The sequence below is a fragment of the Bradyrhizobium iriomotense genome (assembly GCF_018129405.1).
GTDB classification, from domain to species: Bacteria; Pseudomonadota; Alphaproteobacteria; order Rhizobiales; family Xanthobacteraceae; genus Bradyrhizobium; species Bradyrhizobium iriomotense_B.
The window spans coordinates 187,520-205,225 of the sequence record NZ_JAFCLP010000010.1; the positions used below are offsets into that span (position 1 = coordinate 187,520).

General features: G+C 59.8%; 12 protein-coding genes, 2 pseudogenes and 1 other annotated feature. Of the genes and pseudogenes, 10 read left to right on the forward strand and 4 right to left on the reverse strand.

Annotation, left to right across the window (positions count from 1 at the left end; translation table 11 throughout):
• Nucleotides 1–539: 539 nt before the first annotated feature.
• Genes panD through panC form a run of 3 tightly spaced genes read left to right on the forward strand, consistent with a single transcriptional unit; the run spans nucleotide 540 to nucleotide 2,745 of the window.
• Nucleotides 540–992 carry an aspartate 1-decarboxylase gene (panD, locus tag JQ592_RS21705; protein ID WP_211404810.1) on the forward strand — a complete coding sequence of 151 codons (453 nt, stop codon included), beginning with the start codon at nucleotides 540–542 and terminating at the stop codon, nucleotides 990–992.
• 17 nt (nucleotides 993–1,009) lie between these two features.
• On the forward strand, nucleotides 1,010–1,894 hold the full coding sequence (panB, locus tag JQ592_RS21710) for a 3-methyl-2-oxobutanoate hydroxymethyltransferase (RefSeq protein ID WP_211404811.1): 885 nt from the start codon (nucleotides 1,010–1,012) through the stop codon (nucleotides 1,892–1,894).
• Nucleotides 1,895–1,896: 2 nt separating this feature from the next.
• The gene (gene panC / locus JQ592_RS21715; RefSeq protein WP_211404812.1) at nucleotides 1,897–2,745 is read left to right on the forward strand and encodes a pantoate--beta-alanine ligase; all 849 of its coding nucleotides are present in this window, start codon (nucleotides 1,897–1,899) and stop codon (nucleotides 2,743–2,745) included.
• Between the two features lie 1,154 nt (nucleotides 2,746–3,899).
• Here panC and JQ592_RS38315 read toward each other — a convergent pair.
• Nucleotides 3,900–4,248: pseudogene (locus tag JQ592_RS38315) on the reverse strand (hypothetical protein).
• Nucleotides 4,249–4,323: 75 nt separating this feature from the next.
• Nucleotides 4,324–4,524, reverse strand: a complete 201-nt coding sequence (locus JQ592_RS21720) for a hypothetical protein (protein WP_211404813.1) — start codon at nucleotides 4,522–4,524, stop codon at nucleotides 4,324–4,326.
• A gap of 827 nt (nucleotides 4,525–5,351) precedes the next feature.
• On the opposite strand from JQ592_RS21720, the gene JQ592_RS21725 reads away from it, so the two are divergent.
• The 4 genes and pseudogenes from JQ592_RS21725 (at nucleotide 5,352) to JQ592_RS21745 (ending at nucleotide 10,604) form a co-directional block, all read left to right on the forward strand.
• Nucleotides 5,352–6,947 carry a sensor histidine kinase gene (locus JQ592_RS21725; RefSeq protein ID WP_246820596.1) on the forward strand — a complete coding sequence of 532 codons (1,596 nt, stop codon included), beginning with the start codon at nucleotides 5,352–5,354 and terminating at the stop codon, nucleotides 6,945–6,947.
• Nucleotides 6,948–7,265: 318 nt separating this feature from the next.
• A pseudogene (locus JQ592_RS21735) lies at nucleotides 7,266–8,368 on the forward strand (IS256 family transposase); the annotation flags it as partial.
• A gap of 37 nt (nucleotides 8,369–8,405) precedes the next feature.
• Nucleotides 8,406–8,753, forward strand: a complete 348-nt coding sequence (locus JQ592_RS21740) for a transposase (protein ID WP_246820597.1) — start codon at nucleotides 8,406–8,408, stop codon at nucleotides 8,751–8,753.
• Nucleotides 8,754–9,372: 619 nt separating this feature from the next.
• A protein-coding gene (locus JQ592_RS21745) for an IS3 family transposase (RefSeq protein WP_211404815.1) occupies nucleotides 9,373–10,604 on the forward strand; the annotation gives its coding sequence in 2 pieces (ribosomal slippage) (nucleotides 9,373–9,664 and nucleotides 9,664–10,604; 1,233 coding nt in all).
• Nucleotides 9,657–9,773 (forward strand) — a sequence feature (AL1L pseudoknot). It overlaps the preceding gene by 117 nt.
• A gap of 304 nt (nucleotides 10,605–10,908) precedes the next feature.
• Here the strand turns inward: JQ592_RS21745 and JQ592_RS21750 are convergent.
• Entirely contained in the window at nucleotides 10,909–12,687 is a 1,779-nt protein-coding gene (locus JQ592_RS21750) for a tannase/feruloyl esterase family alpha/beta hydrolase (protein WP_211404816.1), read from the reverse strand.
• A gap of 140 nt (nucleotides 12,688–12,827) precedes the next feature.
• The gene (locus JQ592_RS21755; RefSeq protein ID WP_211404817.1) at nucleotides 12,828–13,817 is read right to left on the reverse strand and encodes a helix-turn-helix transcriptional regulator; all 990 of its coding nucleotides are present in this window, start codon (nucleotides 13,815–13,817) and stop codon (nucleotides 12,828–12,830) included.
• Between the two features lie 179 nt (nucleotides 13,818–13,996).
• On the opposite strand from JQ592_RS21755, the gene JQ592_RS21760 reads away from it, so the two are divergent.
• The 3 genes from JQ592_RS21760 (at nucleotide 13,997) to JQ592_RS21770 (ending at nucleotide 17,682) form a co-directional block, all read left to right on the forward strand.
• Complete coding sequence (locus JQ592_RS21760) at nucleotides 13,997–14,884, forward strand: helix-turn-helix domain-containing protein (RefSeq protein ID WP_211404818.1); 888 nt, start codon at nucleotides 13,997–13,999, stop codon at nucleotides 14,882–14,884.
• A 529-nt stretch (nucleotides 14,885–15,413) separates the two neighbouring features.
• A complete protein-coding gene (locus tag JQ592_RS21765; protein ID WP_211404819.1) occupies nucleotides 15,414–16,283 on the forward strand; it encodes an AraC family transcriptional regulator in 870 nt (289 codons plus the stop codon).
• A gap of 193 nt (nucleotides 16,284–16,476) precedes the next feature.
• Nucleotides 16,477–17,682, forward strand: coding sequence for an ABC transporter substrate-binding protein (locus JQ592_RS21770; RefSeq protein WP_283816159.1), 1,206 nt, complete (start codon nucleotides 16,477–16,479; stop codon nucleotides 17,680–17,682).
• The last annotated feature ends 24 nt before the right edge of the window (nucleotides 17,683–17,706 follow it).

Here is a 17,706-nt window from a genome sequence, read left to right on the forward strand (position 1 = left end):
AGCCAATCATGTATCGGACTTAGGTTAGTCGTTATCGGTCGCCTCCCAATGGATGCAGCCGGTGAGTCATTTGCCCTGAACTGGGGCGTCCCTGTCCGCCTCATGGAATTCATTTCTGGATAGGGCATGCACAAGAAGGTTGTAGCAGGTGTCCGAAGCAAATTGTCATGTAGCGCTCATCGATCGCGCATGGCTGCGACCCTCGGATATCGAATGCTGCGTGGAGGCAAGTGAGCTCCTTGCAGCCAGCGATGAAAGGCTGTGCCGCTGTCTTCAGGGGATTCCAGTCGCAAGCGGTAGCTCGCGGGCCTCTTGCAGGGCGCGCCTGCTGATCGGACACTGACGAAAACGGATGACTTCGGACGAGAAGTAGAAGTTATCCCTCAATGATCGCGCGACCATTGGATGATTCGGTGCGTTCACCATGGTTTTGGAGATGAGACTTTCTTTTCTCTCGCTGCCGTTGACAATTTTTTACTGCCGTCTGTAGGAAATCGATGACATTCGCAGATGCGTACAACTTTCAACGGATTGTTCAGATGAGAAAAGTGCTCGCTGCCAAACTCCATGGCATCCGTGTTACGGAAGCCAATCTTCACTATCACGGCTCAATCACTCTCGATCCGGATCAATGCCATGAGGCAGGCATTCTGCCCATGGAATTCGTGGAGATCTGGAATAAGAACTCCGGGGCACGACTTTCGACATATGTAATGTTTGGTGCGCCCGGCTCGCGTTGTTGCGTCCTAAACGGCGCCGCCGCGCGCACCTGCCAAGTAGGCGACCAGATCATCGTCTGCAGTTCGACCTACGTGGACGAGGCGCAGATCGTCGGGCTGAGCCCCAAAATTCTTATCTTCGATGGCAACAACGACATTTCCGAACGCATAACCTATTCGGTCACGCGCGACGGTGCGGAGCGCTGTTGCTTCGCAATCCTAGGTGAGGCAGGCGACGTGAAATCCATACCGCTTCGAACTAAGGCCGATTGAAGGGATAGGGATCGGAAATGAGCCACACGTCGGAAGCCGCGGTCGAGCGGGTCACGCTTCCAAGGCTGCAACTGTGGAAGGACGAGGGGCGGCGCCTCGTGATGACGACCGCCTATGATGCGGTCACTGCACGCATTGCGGATCCCATCGTGGATATGATCCTTGTCGGAGACAGCGTCGGCAACGTCTGCCTCGGATTCGACAATACGCTGCCCGTAAGCATGGCGATGATGAATCATCATCTTGAGGCGGTTGCGCGTGCGAGACCTCGAGCCTTGCTCGTGGCTGATATGCCATTTCTGAGCTTTCATCTCAGTCCAGAGGACGCGATACGCAACGCCGGAGGCTTCTTGCAGCGTGGCGCTGACGCCGTAAAGCTCGAGGGCGGGTCCAAACGCGTAGAAATGATACGTGCCCTGGTCGAGTGCGAGATTCCGGTGATGGGTCATCTCGGCTTGACCCCACAGAGCGTCAACGCAATGGGGGGCTTTAAAGTGCAGGGCCGCAAGGCCGATGACGCCTTGCGCCTGCTCGACGACGCCCATCGCCTGCAGGAGGCCGGCTGCTTCGCTCTGGTCCTGGAAGGCATCCCAGCCGAGCTCGCTGCGCGAGCGACAGAAACGCTGAGGATACCTACCATCGGGATTGGCGCAGGCCCTGGTTGTTCGGGGCAGGTGTTGGTGTTCCACGACGTGGTTGGCTTGATTGAAGGCCATGTCCCAAGATTCGTTCGTACCTACGCCGACGGCTTTCGGGTATTGCAGGAGGCGCTGTCCCGTTGGGTTGCCGATGTCCGCAGCGGTACATTCCCAGCGCCGCAAGAGTCGTATCGGCTTCCCGAAGGCATAGGCGAGACGATCGCAAACTGGGCGCCTTCAAACCGATCTTCAAGAGAATCGTAGCAATGCAGACAATCACGACGGTCGCCGAGGTTCACCACGCTCTCGCAGAGGCTCGCAGAGCCGACAAACGTGTCGGATTTGTACCGACAATGGGCTATCTGCACGACGGCCACTTGGCACTGATCGAGGCCAGCCGGGCGCAATGCGCCGTCACCGTGGTTAGCATATTCGTCAATCCCACTCAGTTCGGGCCAAACGAGGATCTAAGCACGTATCCGCGCGACTTCCAGCGCGATGAAAAACTGTGCCGCGATGCCGGTGTTGCGATCGTCTTCGCGCCGGGTGCAAAGGAAGTCTATCCGGCTCAATTTGAGACCTTTATCGAACCAGGCGAGCTCGCAAAGCCGCTGTGCGGCGCTTTCAGGCCGGGACATTTTCGTGGGGTCGCGACGGTCGTAAGCAAGCTGTTCAACATGGTACAGCCGGACGTCGCGTTCTTCGGGCAAAAGGATTTTCAGCAGTGTGCGGTCGTGCGTCGGATGGCCATCGATCTGAACATGCCGATCGAGATCGTTACCGTGCCGACCGTTCGGGAAGCGGACCGTCTCGCGATGAGCAGCCGCAACCGGTATCTCAGCGAGGAAGACCGAGGGCGGGCCCTCGCCATCAGTCGTGGACTATTCGCTGCGGCAGAGGAGTTCCGCTTGGGAGAGCGGAATGTGGACAAGCTGATTGCAATCGCCAAGAGGCATTTGGAAACGGTCGATCGGCTGCAGTACCTTGAGCTCGTCGACGGCGACACGCTCAAGCCCGCCGCAAGTCCGCTGCGCCGCCCCGCGGCACTGTGCGTGGCGGCCTATGTCGGCTCGACGAGGCTTATAGACAACGTGATCCTTCAGCCAACTCCGTAGCGCGACAGAGGCGAAAGAATCGTCTTGATAGAAGCTGTCCGACGCGAAGCGCCTCCCGTAGGCCGTCCTCATCTTCGTGGGGCGGCTGAAGGGATCGTCGTAGGGAAGCCCGCTACATGTGGTCACGAGCGAACTGCCCATTCACGCCGGGCTTGTTTCACAGAGCGAGCGCGCCGCCGACGCCTGAGGCATTAGGAATGCGGACAAGTCTTTGACCACGTTAGCGAGTGTGCCGGGCCGAAACGCGACGTCTTCACTGAATGAATTCCACTGCTGAGCTTTCGTTGGGTCTTCCGCAAAGGCAGTTGTCAGCGCGTCTGGAGCCTCTAAGGGAATTTCGGTCTTGCGTCGGGTGAATGTCGCGGCGATAGCTGTATTGTCGACAACTCGACTCGCCGCCGTTCGCTGCTCCGCGGGAGCACGACACGTCGCCGCGAAGGCCTGCGCTCCCCGTGAGAGATCCCAGCACTGGGCGGGCCCCGAGGTTCCAAAACAGGCGACCCGGGCAGATCTCCAATCCTCTCCAACGTTGCAGAACTATAGGCGAAAACTGGCGTTTACGAAGATCATGTCAGACGCTTTTGACTACTTCCGAGCCTATGCTGTGCGCGCTCTTTGCAAGGCCAGATCGATGCCGCGGGGCAAGATGAAGCATCTGCAGCTGGTGGCCGGTCGGATCTATAATCCTCTCAAGAAAGAGGCCGACTACGGCCCGAACACGCAGCACCTCGAGGATGCCCGAGCAGCCCAGAAGCTTGAGAGCTCCACTCGATCGTCGGCCAGCTGACTACCTGGGCTCTCAAGGTCGCCTTGCTCCGTCGAGGTCGCAAAGCGCACAGCGGGAGGCTCGCTGAGTGCCTTCGCTCGATGCTCGCTCTGCGGCAAGTCTCCTGCGATCGTAGAACTGACTGTCCTCCCAACGCCCTGCGTCCTCATCGACCGCTTCCGAACGGGCCTAAAACGGCGGGTGCTCTCGTCGGCGGAAACGGGTCTCCCATTCAAATGTGGGGTACTGGGCGTTGGTGCGGGTCGGCGGAGCGGTCACCCCTGCCGATGCCGCGCGGGTTCGACTTCCATCCTCCGCCTTTCGCGCCTTACCGCCTCTGTAGGACCGGTGCACAACTGTGCTTCGTTCTTAGCGTCCCGGACTATCCTCAGGAAGCGTTCGCCCTCGCTCGTTCGCGAGCCTCCCGACGACGCTCGCGGCTTTCGCGCCGCCGCTTCGCGCGGTCAGGGGGCTGCCGCAGTGGAGGAACCGGCGCTGCCGTGGACACCCATCCGGTAGTCTTATCCATGGAAGTCTCTTGAACCGATTCAGGCGCGGCCGGGCGGGCTTCCATGAATTCGAGCACGTCCCGGCCCTTGGCCGTGATCATCCACCCTCCGCTTATGCGTTCGACAAGTGTCGAGGCCGGGCACCCGCGCCGCAAGGAGCTTGGTCCGGTCCGCCCAATCGCGGCCGCTGGTCGCCAGGATGGCCATGTCGCGCTTGAGGTCCTCCATGACGGCAAAGCCATCCGGATAGCTCACCAGAATCTTGAGGACCGTAACCTGGAAGCACGCCCCACTCCAGATCGATCAGCGCCACATCGTGGGTGCGCGGGACAGGGCTTCACGGCCGACCTGCCTGAGACCATCTGCCGAAACCTCGCCTCTAGTGACGGCTTCCAGGATCTTCGCGGCAACGTGAGTACGTGCTCCGATTTCGCGGTGCGAGACGCTTTCGCAGACTTCGTCGAGAACCGCGCGCAAAAGCGCGGTGGTTGCCGTGTCGAACATGAGTTGCCCCCAGGAGGGAACATCCCATTCTAGCTGAGTTTCCCGGTGGGGCAATTCAGACATATTAAACGCTTTGAGAATGCGCTCCTTAGGCAAGCAGTGCCGCCGTACCTAGACGGCGTGCCTGCGCTCCACGTTGAAGGACGGCGCCAAAGCAGCCTACAGGCGAGCTTTACGCTACTCGTTCGCCGGCACCTGAGGAACGTTCAGCACTGGCGAAAGTCCTACAACCGCTAGGAGAGGGTGAAGACAATCAGCAGCGAAAGTGGCGTTTCAAAGCAAGTTTGCGGCGCAAAATACTCGAGGAAGAAACCTTTGCTTAGAGCCCGTTAGCGTCCGCGAAATTTCGGACGTCTTGGTGGGAACCAGACGGCGTGCTAAGGTCGGTCTTCGGAAGCTCCGCAGAACGTGAACGTCGAGGCTTGTTTGCATTATCGATCACGATCGCCGCATAAGATGGATTGCCGGTTTCGGTTTCGTGGGCTGCAGACACGTTCCTCTGGATTGCGCCAGAGTTTCCCTTCAAGGAGAAGCTTGCCGATGGCCATCAGCTCTCTGTCGTTCTAACAACCGGTCAGGGTGACTCCGATGAGTCAGGGTGATGAGAAGGCACCATTGGGTATCCGCCGAGCCTTTCCATCAGGATATTCTCGTCGCGGTCGATTCTGCGGTCTACGTAACCATCACCGGAGGGCCTCGGATGGCGATGGATTCAGCGCCAGCGCGGTGGGCGCAGGAGTTTGCCGGGGGATCGTTGAGCTAGTGCGCGGAGGAACTAATTGGCTTTCTTAGCCGGGGCAGCGCAAAAGCGAACTCACGGTGTTTCAATGACATCTGAGTCCTTCGAAATACTTGATCATGTCGAGCAGGCGGTCTTCGTTCGCGACTTTGATGGCCGCATAAGAGCTTGGAATAAAGCCTCCCAAAGCTTGTACGGTTACTCTCGTGACGCTGCGATCGGCCAGTTGGCAGATGCCCTTCTTGATAGCGTATATCCCATATCGTCATGCGATATCGAAGCGAGTTGCCTCGCGACCGGCCGTTGGCAAGGAGAGGTAAAGCGAAGATCGGCACGCGGAAATCAAATGTTGGTGCACGTTTGGCTGTCGGTGGAACGCGATCTGGCGGGTACTCCCATCCACATCGTGGAAACGGGGAGCGAAGCCAAAGCCACGAGCTTCGAACAGGAGTTGCGGCTTAGTGAAGCTCGCTACCGGAGCCTCTTCCAAGCCATGGCGGTTTCGTTTTGGGAGCTCGATTTCTCGGAGGCAAATAAGAGACTGCGAGCGCTGCGCAACTCGGGCGTCTCGGATTTCCGCAAGTACTTCTTTGAGAACCCTCGGGTCGTCTCCGAAATGATGACGGCAGCGCGTGTGGTGGACGTCAACGAGCACACGGTACTTCTTTTCGGTAGAGGTAATAAGGAGGAACTGCTGGGTAATCTCAAACCTTTTTGGCCTGACGAAAGCACTAACGCCTTCGCCGAAGCTATGCTGAGCGGCATCGCGCAGAAGCCTCACTACTGGACTGAATGCAAGCTGCGCCGGATCGATGGCGGCACCTTCGATGCGCTCTTCACTATTGCCTATCCGCCTCACCTCAGCGGATGGACGAGCATGGTCGCCGTTATCGATATTACGGAACGCAATCGCGCGCAGGAGATGTTGCAGCGTGTGCAGAGCGATTTCGCGCATGCGGCTCGCGTTTCGATGCTGGGTGAACTCACGGCCTCCATCACTCACGAAGTGAACCAGCCGCTTGCGGCCATTGCTGCGAATGCAGACGCCGGTTTGCGCTGGCTTGAAACGGCTCAGCCAGAAATCGACAGAGCGCGCGAGTCGATTAGATGGATCATGGAGGATGCACATCGCGCCGCCAATGTTACCGCCCGAATCCGCTCCATGGCCGCGCATCGCCCGCCTGAGCGCAATCTGATATCTCTCGACGAAATCATCCGGGAGGCGCTTCTCTTCATTCGATACGAGCTACAGGCGCGCTCCGTCACCGCAGTCCATAACGCGTCTGCTGAACCAGCCATAGTCCTTGCGGACCGGACGCAACTTCAGCAGGTGATCGTGAACTTAGCGATCAACGCCGCGCAAGCGTTGGCGCAGCGAGATTGTTCTCGGCGTAAAATTACGATTCAAACGATTGTCGCGGACGATAAAATTACCTGCATCGTCGAAGATAGCGGCCCCGGCATCCATCCCGACCACTTTGCCCACTTGTTCGACAGCTTCTTTACGACGAAGCAAGAAGGAATGGGCATGGGACTTCCGATTTGCCGCTCGATAGTCGAAGCGCATAGCGGGCACATCCGCGCCGAAAACGTGGACCTCTCGGGAGGTGCCCGTTTCTCGTTCACCCTCCTGTTCCGAACCGGGAGCCATGCGCTCCACAGGATCCCGCTTAGGGACGACTAATAGTTCCAGAGCAGTTGGCCCAATCTGAATGAGCGAGGAAAACCGAGATCGGAAGCCGGCGCGCGGGGGCGCGATAGCAGCCAACGTGCGCTTTGGATGTGTGCTGGCGGATGCAGGATACAGCCTCAGCGCACTGTTTCGAAAAGGGCTAACAGAGCGTGGGGTCGTGTCCCAAGGAGTGGTGTAGCTGATTAGCAAAGCCGCTCGCGACGCGCGCCCCACATAGCGCCGTAGCGAGCGAGCGGCTTTGCGGGTGGTCACCGATGATTCGTCGGTAAGGTTTGGGTTGCGACACCAACCTGATTCGAGGAACCACCGATGACCGACGACATGATGAACCTGCGCACGCTCGTGGAGAAGACCCCTGATGCCGATCTGTTGCGCGAGATGATCGGCTTTGCCGCCCACCGGCTGGTGGAGCTGGAGGTCGAGGGCCTGACCGGGGCCGCTTACGGCGAGAAGAGCCAGGAGCGCCAGGTCCAGCGCAACGGCTACCGCGATCGGAGCTGGGAGACCCGTGCCGGCACCGTGGAGCTGCGTATCCCCAAGCTGCGCAAAGGCTCCTACTTCCCGGGCTTCCTCGAACCGCGGCGGATGGCCGAGAAGGCGCTCACCGCCGTGGTACAGGAGGCTTATGTGCAGGGCGTCTCCACCCGTTCCGTCGACGATCTGGTGCAGGCCATGGGCATGAGCGGCATCTCCAAGAGCCAGGTGTCGCGGCTGTGCAGTGAGATCGACGACAAGGTGAAGGCCTTCCTCAATCGCCCGATCGAGGGCGATTGGCCCTATCTGTGGATCGACGCCACCTACGTGAAGGTCCGCCAGAACGGGCGGATCGTCTCGGTCGCAGTGATCATCGCAGTCGGGGTCAACAGTGACGGCCGGCGCGAGGTGCTCGGCATGGATATTGGTCCCTCCGAAGCCGAGACGTTCTGGACCGCGTTCCTGCGCAAGCTCGCCCGCCGCGGCTTGCGCGGCGTCAAGCTCGTCGTCTCCGACGCCCATGAGGGGATCAAAGCCACGGTCGGCAAGGTGCTCAACGCCACCTGGCAGCGCTGCCGTGTGCACTTCCTGCGCAACGCCTTGGCCCATGCCGGCAAGAGCGGACGGCGCGTCGTCTCCGCCTTCATCGCCACCGCCTTTGCCCAGGACGATGCGGAGGCGGCGCGGGCGCAATGGCGGCGCATTGCCGACCAGCTCCGCCCCAAGCTGCCGAAGCTTGCCGCCTTCCTCGACGAGGCCGAGACCGACGTACTCGCCTACATGACCTTCCCGGCCGCGCACCGCGCCAAGCTGCACTCGACCAATCCGCTCGAAAGGGTCAATGGCGAGATCAAGCCCGAACCGAAGTGGTCGGCATCTTCCCCAATGAAGACGCCATCGTCCGCCTGGTCGGTGCGATCCTGCTCGATGGCCGAGATCGGTGATCTATCTCGCTTTCAAAATCCGCGCGAGCTGATGGGCTATCTGGGTCTGGTGCCCACAGAAAACTCGACTGGTGACAGGGTCAAACGAGGCAGCATCACCAAAGCCGGTAATGGGCGGGCGCGACGTATTCTTGTGGAGGCGGCCTGGAGCTATCGATATCCGCCGCGCGTGAGCCGAGACAAGCAGCCAAAGGTGGAGGCCGCACCGAGAGTCGCGCGCGAGATTGCGTGGAAAGCGCAAACCAGGTTGTGCGGACGCTTTCGCTCACTCGAGCGGAAGGGCAAGCGGCGAACCGTAATCGTCACGGCGATTGCCCGAGAGCTATCCGCCTTCATTTGGGCGATCAATCGCGAGGTCGTGCCACTTCGACAGGCGTAAAGTCGTTGGGCTGTGGACCGCTCGAGTCGTGAGATGCGCTCGACCGGCCCGCAGCCCCATTGTTGCAATCACAATCAGGAGGGCAGTTGCGGACATCAATCGTGCAGAGGTGAAGGTGGGACCACGGCAGGGGAACTCCTGAAACCCATTATGTGGCCGATCATCCGATCGACGCCCGACGCTAGACCAGGGACAGCCCCAGACGAAAAAACGGAAATGCGGTATCCAACCCGCGCATCAGAGCCTGTTCACCGACGTCTTTGAGTCCCGCCTTCTCCTCTGCACGATCCATCGGCACAAGAACTTCACGATGAGTCCTCGTGGAGATGGGAAACCGTGCGCTGTGTGCTTGACTGGGGACATCAGAGTGGGATGCCCGATGTGATCACGCCAGTACGCCGCAGCATATCGGCTTCGCGCTTCATTCTAGAGTTAAACAGCGCGCACGCCGTCGTAGACGCCGAGCAATTCAACGTGGAGCCCGGCGGCCGCATATTCCGCTCGCCCTGTGCCGACGTTGACTAGAGCGCTAAATGACTTTGGTCTTCGAAATGGAGCAACTGATCGTGTGAACCGCCCCGGGATTGCCGGAGGCTCCAACTCTTGAGAAGGTGGAGCCATGACGAGCAAGACGACGAGCAAGTTTTCACCCGAAGTCCGGGCCCGTGCGGTTCGGATGGTTCTGGATCACGCCAGCGAGCATCCCTCGCGCTGGGCGGCGGTGACCTCGATTGCGGCCAAGATCGGCTGCACGCCGCAGACGCTGCATGATTGGGTCAAGAAGGCGGAGATCGACAGCGGGCAGCGAGCCGGTGTTCCGACCGACATGGCCGAGAAGCTGAAGGCCCTCGAGCGGGAGAACCGCGAGCTTCGGCAGGCCAATGAGATCCTGCGCAAGGCAAGCGCCTATTTTGCGATGGCGGAGCTCGACCGCCGGTCCAAGCCATGATCGCCTTCATCGACGATCATCGTGGGGCGCATGGGGTCGAGCCGATCTGCAAGGTCTTGCCGATCGCCCCCTCGACCTACCACACCCATGTGGCCAAGCGGCGCGATCCGGCCAAGCTGTCGGCGCGCGCCAGGCAGGATGCCAAGCTCAAGATCGAGGTCCGGCGGGTGTTCGATCAGAACTTCTCCGTCTATGGCGTGCGCAAGGTCTGGCGGCAACTCAAGCGCGAAGGCTTCGATATTGCCCGTTGCACGGTGTCGCGATTGATGCGGGACATGGGTTTGCAAGGGGTTATCCGCGGCAAATCCGTCAAGACCACGATCAGCGACAAGGCCGCGCCATGCCCGCTGGATCACGTCAACCGCCAGTTCAAGGCGCCACGGCCGAACGTCCTGTGGCTCTCCGACTTCACCTATGTCGCGACCTGGACCGGCTTCGTCTACGTCGCCTTCGTCATCGATGCCTATGCCCGCAGGATCGTGGGCTGGCGAGTCTCGCGTACCGCGCATGCGGGCTTCGTGCTCGATGCGCTGGAGCAGGCACTGCACGATCGACGGCCGGTCCATCGCGGCGGGCTCGTGCACCATAGCGACAGGGGCAGCCAATACGTCTCGATCAAATATACCGAGCGCCTGGCTGAAGCAGGCGTGGAGCCGTCCGTCGGCAGTGTCGGAGATTCCTACGACAATGCTCTCGCCGAAACCATCAACGGTCTCTACAAGGCCGAGGTGATTCACCGGCGTGGACCATGGCGCAGCTTCGAGGCCGTCGAATTTGCGACCCTGGAATGGGTCGATTGGTTCAACAACCGAAGGCTCCTGGAGCCCATCGGCAACATCCCGCCGGCCGAGGCCGAACAACGCTACTACGCCATGCTGGAAACTCCGACCATGGCGGCATAACTCAAACCGAATGGCCTCCGGCAATCCCGGGGCGGTTCAGTGCGATCCAGACGAGCCTCTCGATCAAGTCCACACTGTTCGTTTGGATCTGCGCCGGGGCAAGATCAGCTGTTGATCGAATTTCCACGAAGACGAATTCGTTCTCCCTTTGGCTGTCATTAGGCTGAACCCGACGCCGGGGCCGGAATGCCAGTCGTCCGCCACAAACACATGCGTCACGAGCTGTTCGAGGCTGGCGTGCGCTGATCGCGCACGCCTCCTGTGTGTTTTCAATGAGTATAGTTTCCTTGTGGTGGAACTGTCCTTAATCGGACCCGTCGTCTCGAGCTATGCGTCCGCTCTTGCAAAAGCTTGGGTCGACCGCGCTTGCCTTGTAGTCGAGTGGCCCGTCAACCTCGTCCTTGTACTTCACGAGAACGTCCGGACAGACGGCTTCCTTAGTTTCAAGATTGCCTCCGCAACTCCAGTTGGCGGCGTCGTTGACGTTGCCCGCGCCCTTGTACTTCGCCGTTTGCGGGTAAGGGCAGAGCGGTCGTGACAGAGTCGGCGAAAGGCTCTGACCAATCACTTGATCTGGCGCGATGCCCTTCTCTACCCAATTGACGAGGGCCTTGAAGTCAGCACCGTTCTGCGGCCAGGGACCTGTGGTACCGAGGCTGAAGACTGGTAGGCCGCAATGGCCGACGCCTGGCGCATGGAACAGGCGATAGAAGCTCTGCACGCCTTCGAAGCCAGTTCGATCGCCGATCCTCTGGTAACGCTCCGCCATCTGTCGGTAGTAATTGAGCACGCCACGAGGATAAATGAACTGATCGTTCGCGCCGAGGAAGGTGATCATCTTTCCGCCACGCGCCCTGAAGGCGTCGACCGGGCCGAACGTGTCGGTCACATCAGCGATGTTGCGAGAGCCCGCTTGCGCCACTTGAGGGTACGACAGGCCTTTGCCGCCAAGGCTGACCGTGTTCCATTGGGTTGACGGCGGCGCAAAGCTCGGATCGATCAGGTTCCATTCGAACTGGGTGACGCCAAGCGGGAACGGGTTGGTCCCGTCGAGGATGGAGAAGTCGCTACCGCGATCCAACCCGAACCAGATGCGGTCGCCGTGCTTGTTGCGTGGTCCGTCCCATATCTTGTCCACGGCCGTCGCTTCGTCCGGGGTCAGACAGCTTGGTGCCGCCGGCGCACCCGGTCGCCCGCAGACGTTGGCCTTGGCGCTAAAATGACAGGTGCGGGGATCGTCGATGATGCCGTCAACCGCGCCATCGTTTGCATCGCAAGCCGCGACCGCCGATTTCTGTACCGCAGCGAGCTTGGCCGGAGAGATAGGGCCACTTGGAGATTCGCCCGCCTGCTCGAACATTGCGATCTGCCCCCACATCTGTGCGGTCTGGAAACGCGTCCAGTACATCGCCGGTGCGCTTGCGAGAACGCCATCGAGCTGGCTGCCGAGCTCCTGGGCCAACAGATATCCCTGACGACCGCCGGTCGAGCAGCCGTTCCAATAACTATAACTAGGCGGCTTGCTATAGTACGATGTCGCAATGCGTTTCGACCACAAGATCTGCTGCTTGATCCCGGCGCGGAAGAAATCCTGGATGAACTCGAAATTGAAGGTGTGGTCTGCGTTCACGCCCGGCGTGCAGTCACCGCCGGTGTGGCCGCCATCGGTGCCAGATCCGACGTAACCGGCGTTCACCGCCGCATCAACGTTGAGATTTCCCGCGCAGCCGCCGCCGCCCAAGCCTTCGGTTCGACCGTTCCACGCGCCTTCAATTCCGCCGGCGCCGCCGTCGGTCGAGTTAAGCGGTAAGCCGACCGAAATCGTGATGTTCTGCTTCGGATTGGTGCCATAGACAAACGTCACGTTGCAGTACTGAATGTTCGCCGGCGCGGCCGTCTTCTGGACGGTGCTCGTCACCGACTTGATCGCGGGATTGTTCTTCAGCTCAAAATGCGGATCGGTCGCCAAACTCGCGCATGCCGGCGCCTCATTGGCTGCAGCGCTGCCCGGCAGCGCGGCGACTCCCACCGCAAGCGCGATGATCGATGCACAAAGACGCAAGATTGCTCTGAGACGTTTCATGATGCCCTCCCTGATTTGCCGTGAGTGTCGGCAATCCGTAGCATCACGATGCAGAGCCGCTCTAGAACGAGACCGTTCTCAAATAGAACAAAATCTTTCAACGGCGAGATTTTTCTCAGGCAATCGTCAGGTTGCACAGTTTATCTGCGCGAGCTTCTCGAGGTCTCGGCTCGCGCCGACCTCGCCGTCTCGGAAGGCGCTTCGCCATAGGTCGCACGATACCGCGCTGCAAAATGTCCCATATGTGCAAAGCCCCATTTCAGCGCGACCTCCCGGATCGACAGCGCATTCAGAGGCGAAGACAATTCCGCCTGCACCGCCTGAAGGCGGATCTCGCGCAGATATGCGAGGGGTGTGACATTCCGAAATCGGCAAAATCCATACTGTAACGATCGCACGCTGATGCCGGCCGCTGCGGCCACGTCGCGCAGAGTCAGCGGCTGATGCATGTTGGCGCGCATGAAATCGAGCGCATCTCTGATCTGGCGCGGCGTGGCGTCCCTCTGGTGCCGACGCAATTGGTTGTTCGAGCCATGCGGCAAATTCAGGAAAATCAGTCGCAAAATGGATTCACCGAGCAGCGCCATCGACTTTTCGGATCGAATGGATGCGTCACGCATCCCGGCCCCGACGGCCTTCACCAGCGCCTTGAGCGTCTGGCCTGCCGGACTGGCAAGTCCGAGCTGCGGGCTGAGATCGACGGCGCGCAGCGAAGCCCCCTCGAAAATATCGGAAAGCGTCTTGTGCACGGTCGGAACATCGAATTCGAGCGTGACGTGCCCGTGGCTGCCGTGGCCGAAATACGAGAGCTCGTTCACCTCCGGCACGCTTAGCGCAAGCGCATGGTCGCGGTCGATGACCAAGCTCCGGTCCCGGATCCTGGCTCTTACGGCTCCCTCACCCGGGAGCACGAGGCCAAGCCGTTCCTTCTGGTGCGAGAGCCGGCACACCCAGTCGATCTCGGACTCGACGTCCCACCAGGAAAAGCCGCTAGTGGCGGCAAATGTGCCGTGCCAGCGAAATGCGCTGCGGCTGCCGCTCAGCTCGATCTTCCCATGAGGCACGAGCAGATTGAACGTGCTCAGAAACCTCTCAAAGCTTTCATCGCGGCTGTTGAGATCAGTGTACATGAGGCCACCCCGCCCAGGTTGAGACATCTGCCGCCAGCGTGCGCCGAAATTCAATCCCAATCGCGCAATCCTGTCCAGCAAGCGCAATTCGGCGCCAATAGGAATATTACTATCCTGGTCTCAAGGTTTAGTATGGTGTCCCGGAAGGCTCTCCTTTGGTGAGAACAGAAGGACCGTCGATGGAGCTGCCGCTCTTCCACCTCTACGGCGACCCTCCTGACCCGCGTGCGTTCAATTTCGTTCACGCAGAGACGATCCCCGCACGCTGCTCGCTTCATCACTGGAGCATATCAGTCCATCGTCATGCCAATCTGTTGCAAATTCTGGTGATCGAGCGGGGCGGTGGCGAGATCCAGTATGGAGCGGCGTCCGCCGCCTTTTCTGCCCCAGCCGTGATCGTGGTGCCTCCGACGGTCGCCCATGGATTTCGATTTCAATCCTCCACGGCAGGCTGGGTCGTGAGCTTCACGGAGGATGTCGCGCGGATGTTCGGGGATGGTTCCGGAGATGCGATCGCCTGCCTCAAGAGGCCTGCGATGGACCCCGTGGTCCCGGTTGCGGAGAGCGCGGGCATTGCCCGCCTGTCCGAACTGTGCGCCTGTTTGAACGAAGAGGGCCTTCTATCCCGCGACGGATTCCGGATCGCCATGAACGGTTATCTGGCCTTGATCGCAATCGAGGTGAGGCGTCTCGTGACGAGCAGAGATCAATCGGCCGCCCACCTCAACGATGTGGTGGTCGAGAAACTCCTAATCCTGATAGAAAGCCATTTTCGCAGCCAACGACTACTAAACTTCTATGCTGCGAAGCTCGCAATGACGTCTGATCACCTCAACAAGCACGTGAAGCGCATCACCGGATTAACGGCCGGTCAGATGATAAGACAAAGGGTACTAACCGAGGCAAAGCGGCTGCTAGCGTTCTCCGACCAGCCGATCAATGAGATCGCATATGACCTCGCATACGCCGACCCCTCCCACTTCGTGCGATGTTTTCGCAAGGATACGGGCGTCACCCCGCGAACCTTCCGCCAGAGGCGGGCCGGTTCACTTTGGCCCACCGGGTAACAGGGATCGCGGAGACGAGACGACTGGAGTCGGCGTGATGGTTCTCGCGGCTTTTGAGTCGTTAGCGTCGTTTCGGGTCTCGACGGCGGCGCTATCGGCATCGGCCGTACCGCGGCAAAGCGCGTCATCGACGAAGGTGTGAATCGGCGTGGGGTCAGGTTGTTGCAGGTATCGGCGGTAACGCCCTGAAGGCAACTGAGAAACGTCAGTCGAGATGGGGGTCACCATCGGCGCGGGTCGGGACCCCATCACGACGCAGATTCCTTTATTCGCCACAGGGAGCTGCCGGCTTAGTTCAAGGGGCTCAGTTCGGCGCCGATTCACACGCTACCCCGAAACGCCCCTTGATGGGCGGGTGAACCAATCCTGACTCGTTGATCCCGAACGTACCGCAATGTCCAAGATCGCACCATGAGCGAGCCGCGGACATCAATAAGGACTATGCTGCACCGCACCACGAAAGGGCCTCGCTCTTCCCTTCATTTGAGTCCATTCTATATTGGAACGCGCGTTCGAATGAGGTTTGGGGATGGGAACCATCGGTCAGGACTACGTTCGGTTAGTTGGCGGCGATCTCGTGTCATCCATCATCACCGATACCCCGAGTATGCGGATCGAAATCCTTCGCAGGGAGACGGTCGGGCGCATGCATTGGCATTTTCGTCAGCCTGAGCTGTCATTGTTCTGGTTCGGCAAGGGGGCCGAACGTTTAAGAGCGACGATTGATGGGCGTCCGGTCGAGCGACGGTTTTCCGGGAAATCGAAGCTCGCAATCTTTCCTGCCGCAATCGAGATCGAAGGTGAGTGGAACGTCGGACCAACCCTCGATTACACCGTGGTCTTTCTGAATCCGTCTTTTGTGAGCGAACGCCTCCAGCATGCGATAACGAACTCGACAATTGCTTTTGAGCACGATGGATTGACACGTGGCCTCGCCGAACTTTGCCGCGAAGCGGCCTCGCCCGACAATGTTTTCGGCCTCATGGCGGAGGGGTGGTCGATCCAGGCGCTGGCTCACATTTCTCGCATCAGCGACCGAAGTCAGCGGCCATCCAACACACTGCGCGGTGGTTTGCCGGGCCGAAGCCTACGGTGTGTTGAGGAGTATGTGCGCGAGAACCTTACCCGGCCGATATCTCTTGCGGAACTTTCCGAAATCGCCGGGCTGAGCAAGCGGCACTTCCTGCGCGCATTTCAGGAAAGCGTCGGCGTGACGCCGTACAATTACGTTCTTTCGCTTCGGATAGACGAGGCGAAGCGGCGGCTCTCAGAAACGGAAGACAGTATTGTCGATGTAGCCCTTGCGATCGGTTTCAATGACGCCCAGCATTTCTCCACGAGTTTCAAGAAAGCGACCGGCATCCCTCCATCCGCGTTCCGTCAGCGTTGCCTGTCATAGGCCGCTTTGAGTGCGCCGTCGGCCTTCGGGACTACATGGCGCTTTTACGGAAGCCGTGGCGCTATCCTGCAAGTCAGGATCAGCTTCGGGATCTAACACTCTCCCATAAACACGCAGACCGCGGCTGCTTTGCTGTGGCTCAAGCGGGAGTTTCCGGGCGGGACCGCCCGGCACAAGGGAGAGCGAAATGGCAATGTCTTTCAAGGGATACGCGCTTATTGGGCTCACCGGGGCGATCGGTCTCGCGGCATCGGCCAGCGTGCCGACCTACGCGCAGGAGAAGGGCGCCATCAAGATCGGCCTGATGCTGCCGTACAAGGGCGTCTATGCAGTTCCGGCGGAAAGCATCGATCGCGGCTTTCAAATCGCATTGGAAGAGTTCGGCAACAAGAGTAACGGTCGTCCCATCGAGATTATCCGCGCGGACGACGAATTGACGCCGAGCGTGGGCGTTCAGAGATTCAACAAGTTCGTCCAGTCGGACAAGGTCGCTCTGGTTGCCGGTGTCGTCGGCTCGAATGTCGGCATTGCACTCTCGGAGCTTGCCGACAAGAACAAGATGCCGATGGTGTTCGTGAACGCCTTTGCGGACGAGATCACCGGTAAGTTCTGCAGCCCATACATAGCACGCACCTCGTTCAGCGCCAACGGATTCGAATATGCCTCCGGCAAGTACTGGGCGAGCAAGGGGGTCAAGACGGCCGTGACGATGGGGCCTGATTATTCTGCGGGCCGCGCATTTATCGGTGGGTTCAAACGCGGCTTCGAAGACAACGGCGGTAAGGTGATCGAGGAAATCTGGACGCCGTTCCAGAAGACAAAGGACTACAGCGCGGCACTGACGCAGGCTGCCAACTCCGGCGCGCAAATCATCTACGCATTCTATGCGGGCGCGGAAGCAATCCAGGTCGTCAAGCAGCACGCCGATTTCGGCCTTCGCACCAAGATTCCGTTTATTGGCGATCACTGGGTCTACGACGAGGCGCTGTGGCCCGCACTCGGCGATCTGGCGCTCAATGCCCAGCACGTCGCCACGCATTACCCCAGCATCGAAACCGAGGTGAATCAGAAGTTCGTCAAGGCCTATAACGCAAAGTACAAGCAGGATCCCGACGTGAGCGCGGCGCTTGGTTACGACAACGGCAAGGCCATCATGCTCACTCTCGAAAAGCTCGGCGGCGAGATGCCGCAAGACCGCGCGAAGTTCATTTCGACCATGCGAGACCTGACGTTCGATTCGCCGCGCGGGAAGATCAAGTTCAACGCGCAGAACAGCGCATTGCTTGAGAAGGTCTATGTGGTCGAGATCGTCAAGGGCCCCGACGGCAAGATGCAGCGTAAGCCTCTGGACCAGTTTCCTGGCGCTGGCGATCTGCCGGGTTGCACGAAATCGTTCTGATCCGAGGCGGGCTTCGCCCCGGCG

Bases quoted from the DNA above. Each gene is read 5' to 3' on its own strand.
- JQ592_RS21765 (WP_211404819.1), top strand. From the start codon at position 15,414: ATGGGAACCATCGGTCAGGACTACGTTCGGTTAGTTGGCGGCGATCTC.
- JQ592_RS21740 (WP_246820597.1), top strand. From the start codon at position 8,406: ATGGGCTATCTGGGTCTGGTGCCCACAGAAAACTCGACTGGTGACAGG.
- JQ592_RS21770 (WP_283816159.1), top strand. From the start codon at position 16,477: ATGTCTTTCAAGGGATACGCGCTTATTGGGCTCACCGGGGCGATCGGT.
- panC (WP_211404812.1), top strand. From the start codon at position 1,897: ATGCAGACAATCACGACGGTCGCCGAGGTTCACCACGCTCTCGCAGAG.
- JQ592_RS21750 (WP_211404816.1), bottom strand. From the start codon at position 12,687: ATGAAACGTCTCAGAGCAATCTTGCGTCTTTGTGCATCGATCATCGCG.
- JQ592_RS21755 (WP_211404817.1), bottom strand. From the start codon at position 13,817: ATGTACACTGATCTCAACAGCCGCGATGAAAGCTTTGAGAGGTTTCTG.
- JQ592_RS21720 (WP_211404813.1), bottom strand. From the start codon at position 4,524: ATGTTCGACACGGCAACCACCGCGCTTTTGCGCGCGGTTCTCGACGAA.
- panD (WP_211404810.1), top strand. From the start codon at position 540: ATGAGAAAAGTGCTCGCTGCCAAACTCCATGGCATCCGTGTTACGGAA.
- JQ592_RS21725 (WP_246820596.1), top strand. From the start codon at position 5,352: ATGACATCTGAGTCCTTCGAAATACTTGATCATGTCGAGCAGGCGGTC.
- JQ592_RS21760 (WP_211404818.1), top strand. From the start codon at position 13,997: ATGGAGCTGCCGCTCTTCCACCTCTACGGCGACCCTCCTGACCCGCGT.
- panB (WP_211404811.1), top strand. From the start codon at position 1,010: ATGAGCCACACGTCGGAAGCCGCGGTCGAGCGGGTCACGCTTCCAAGG.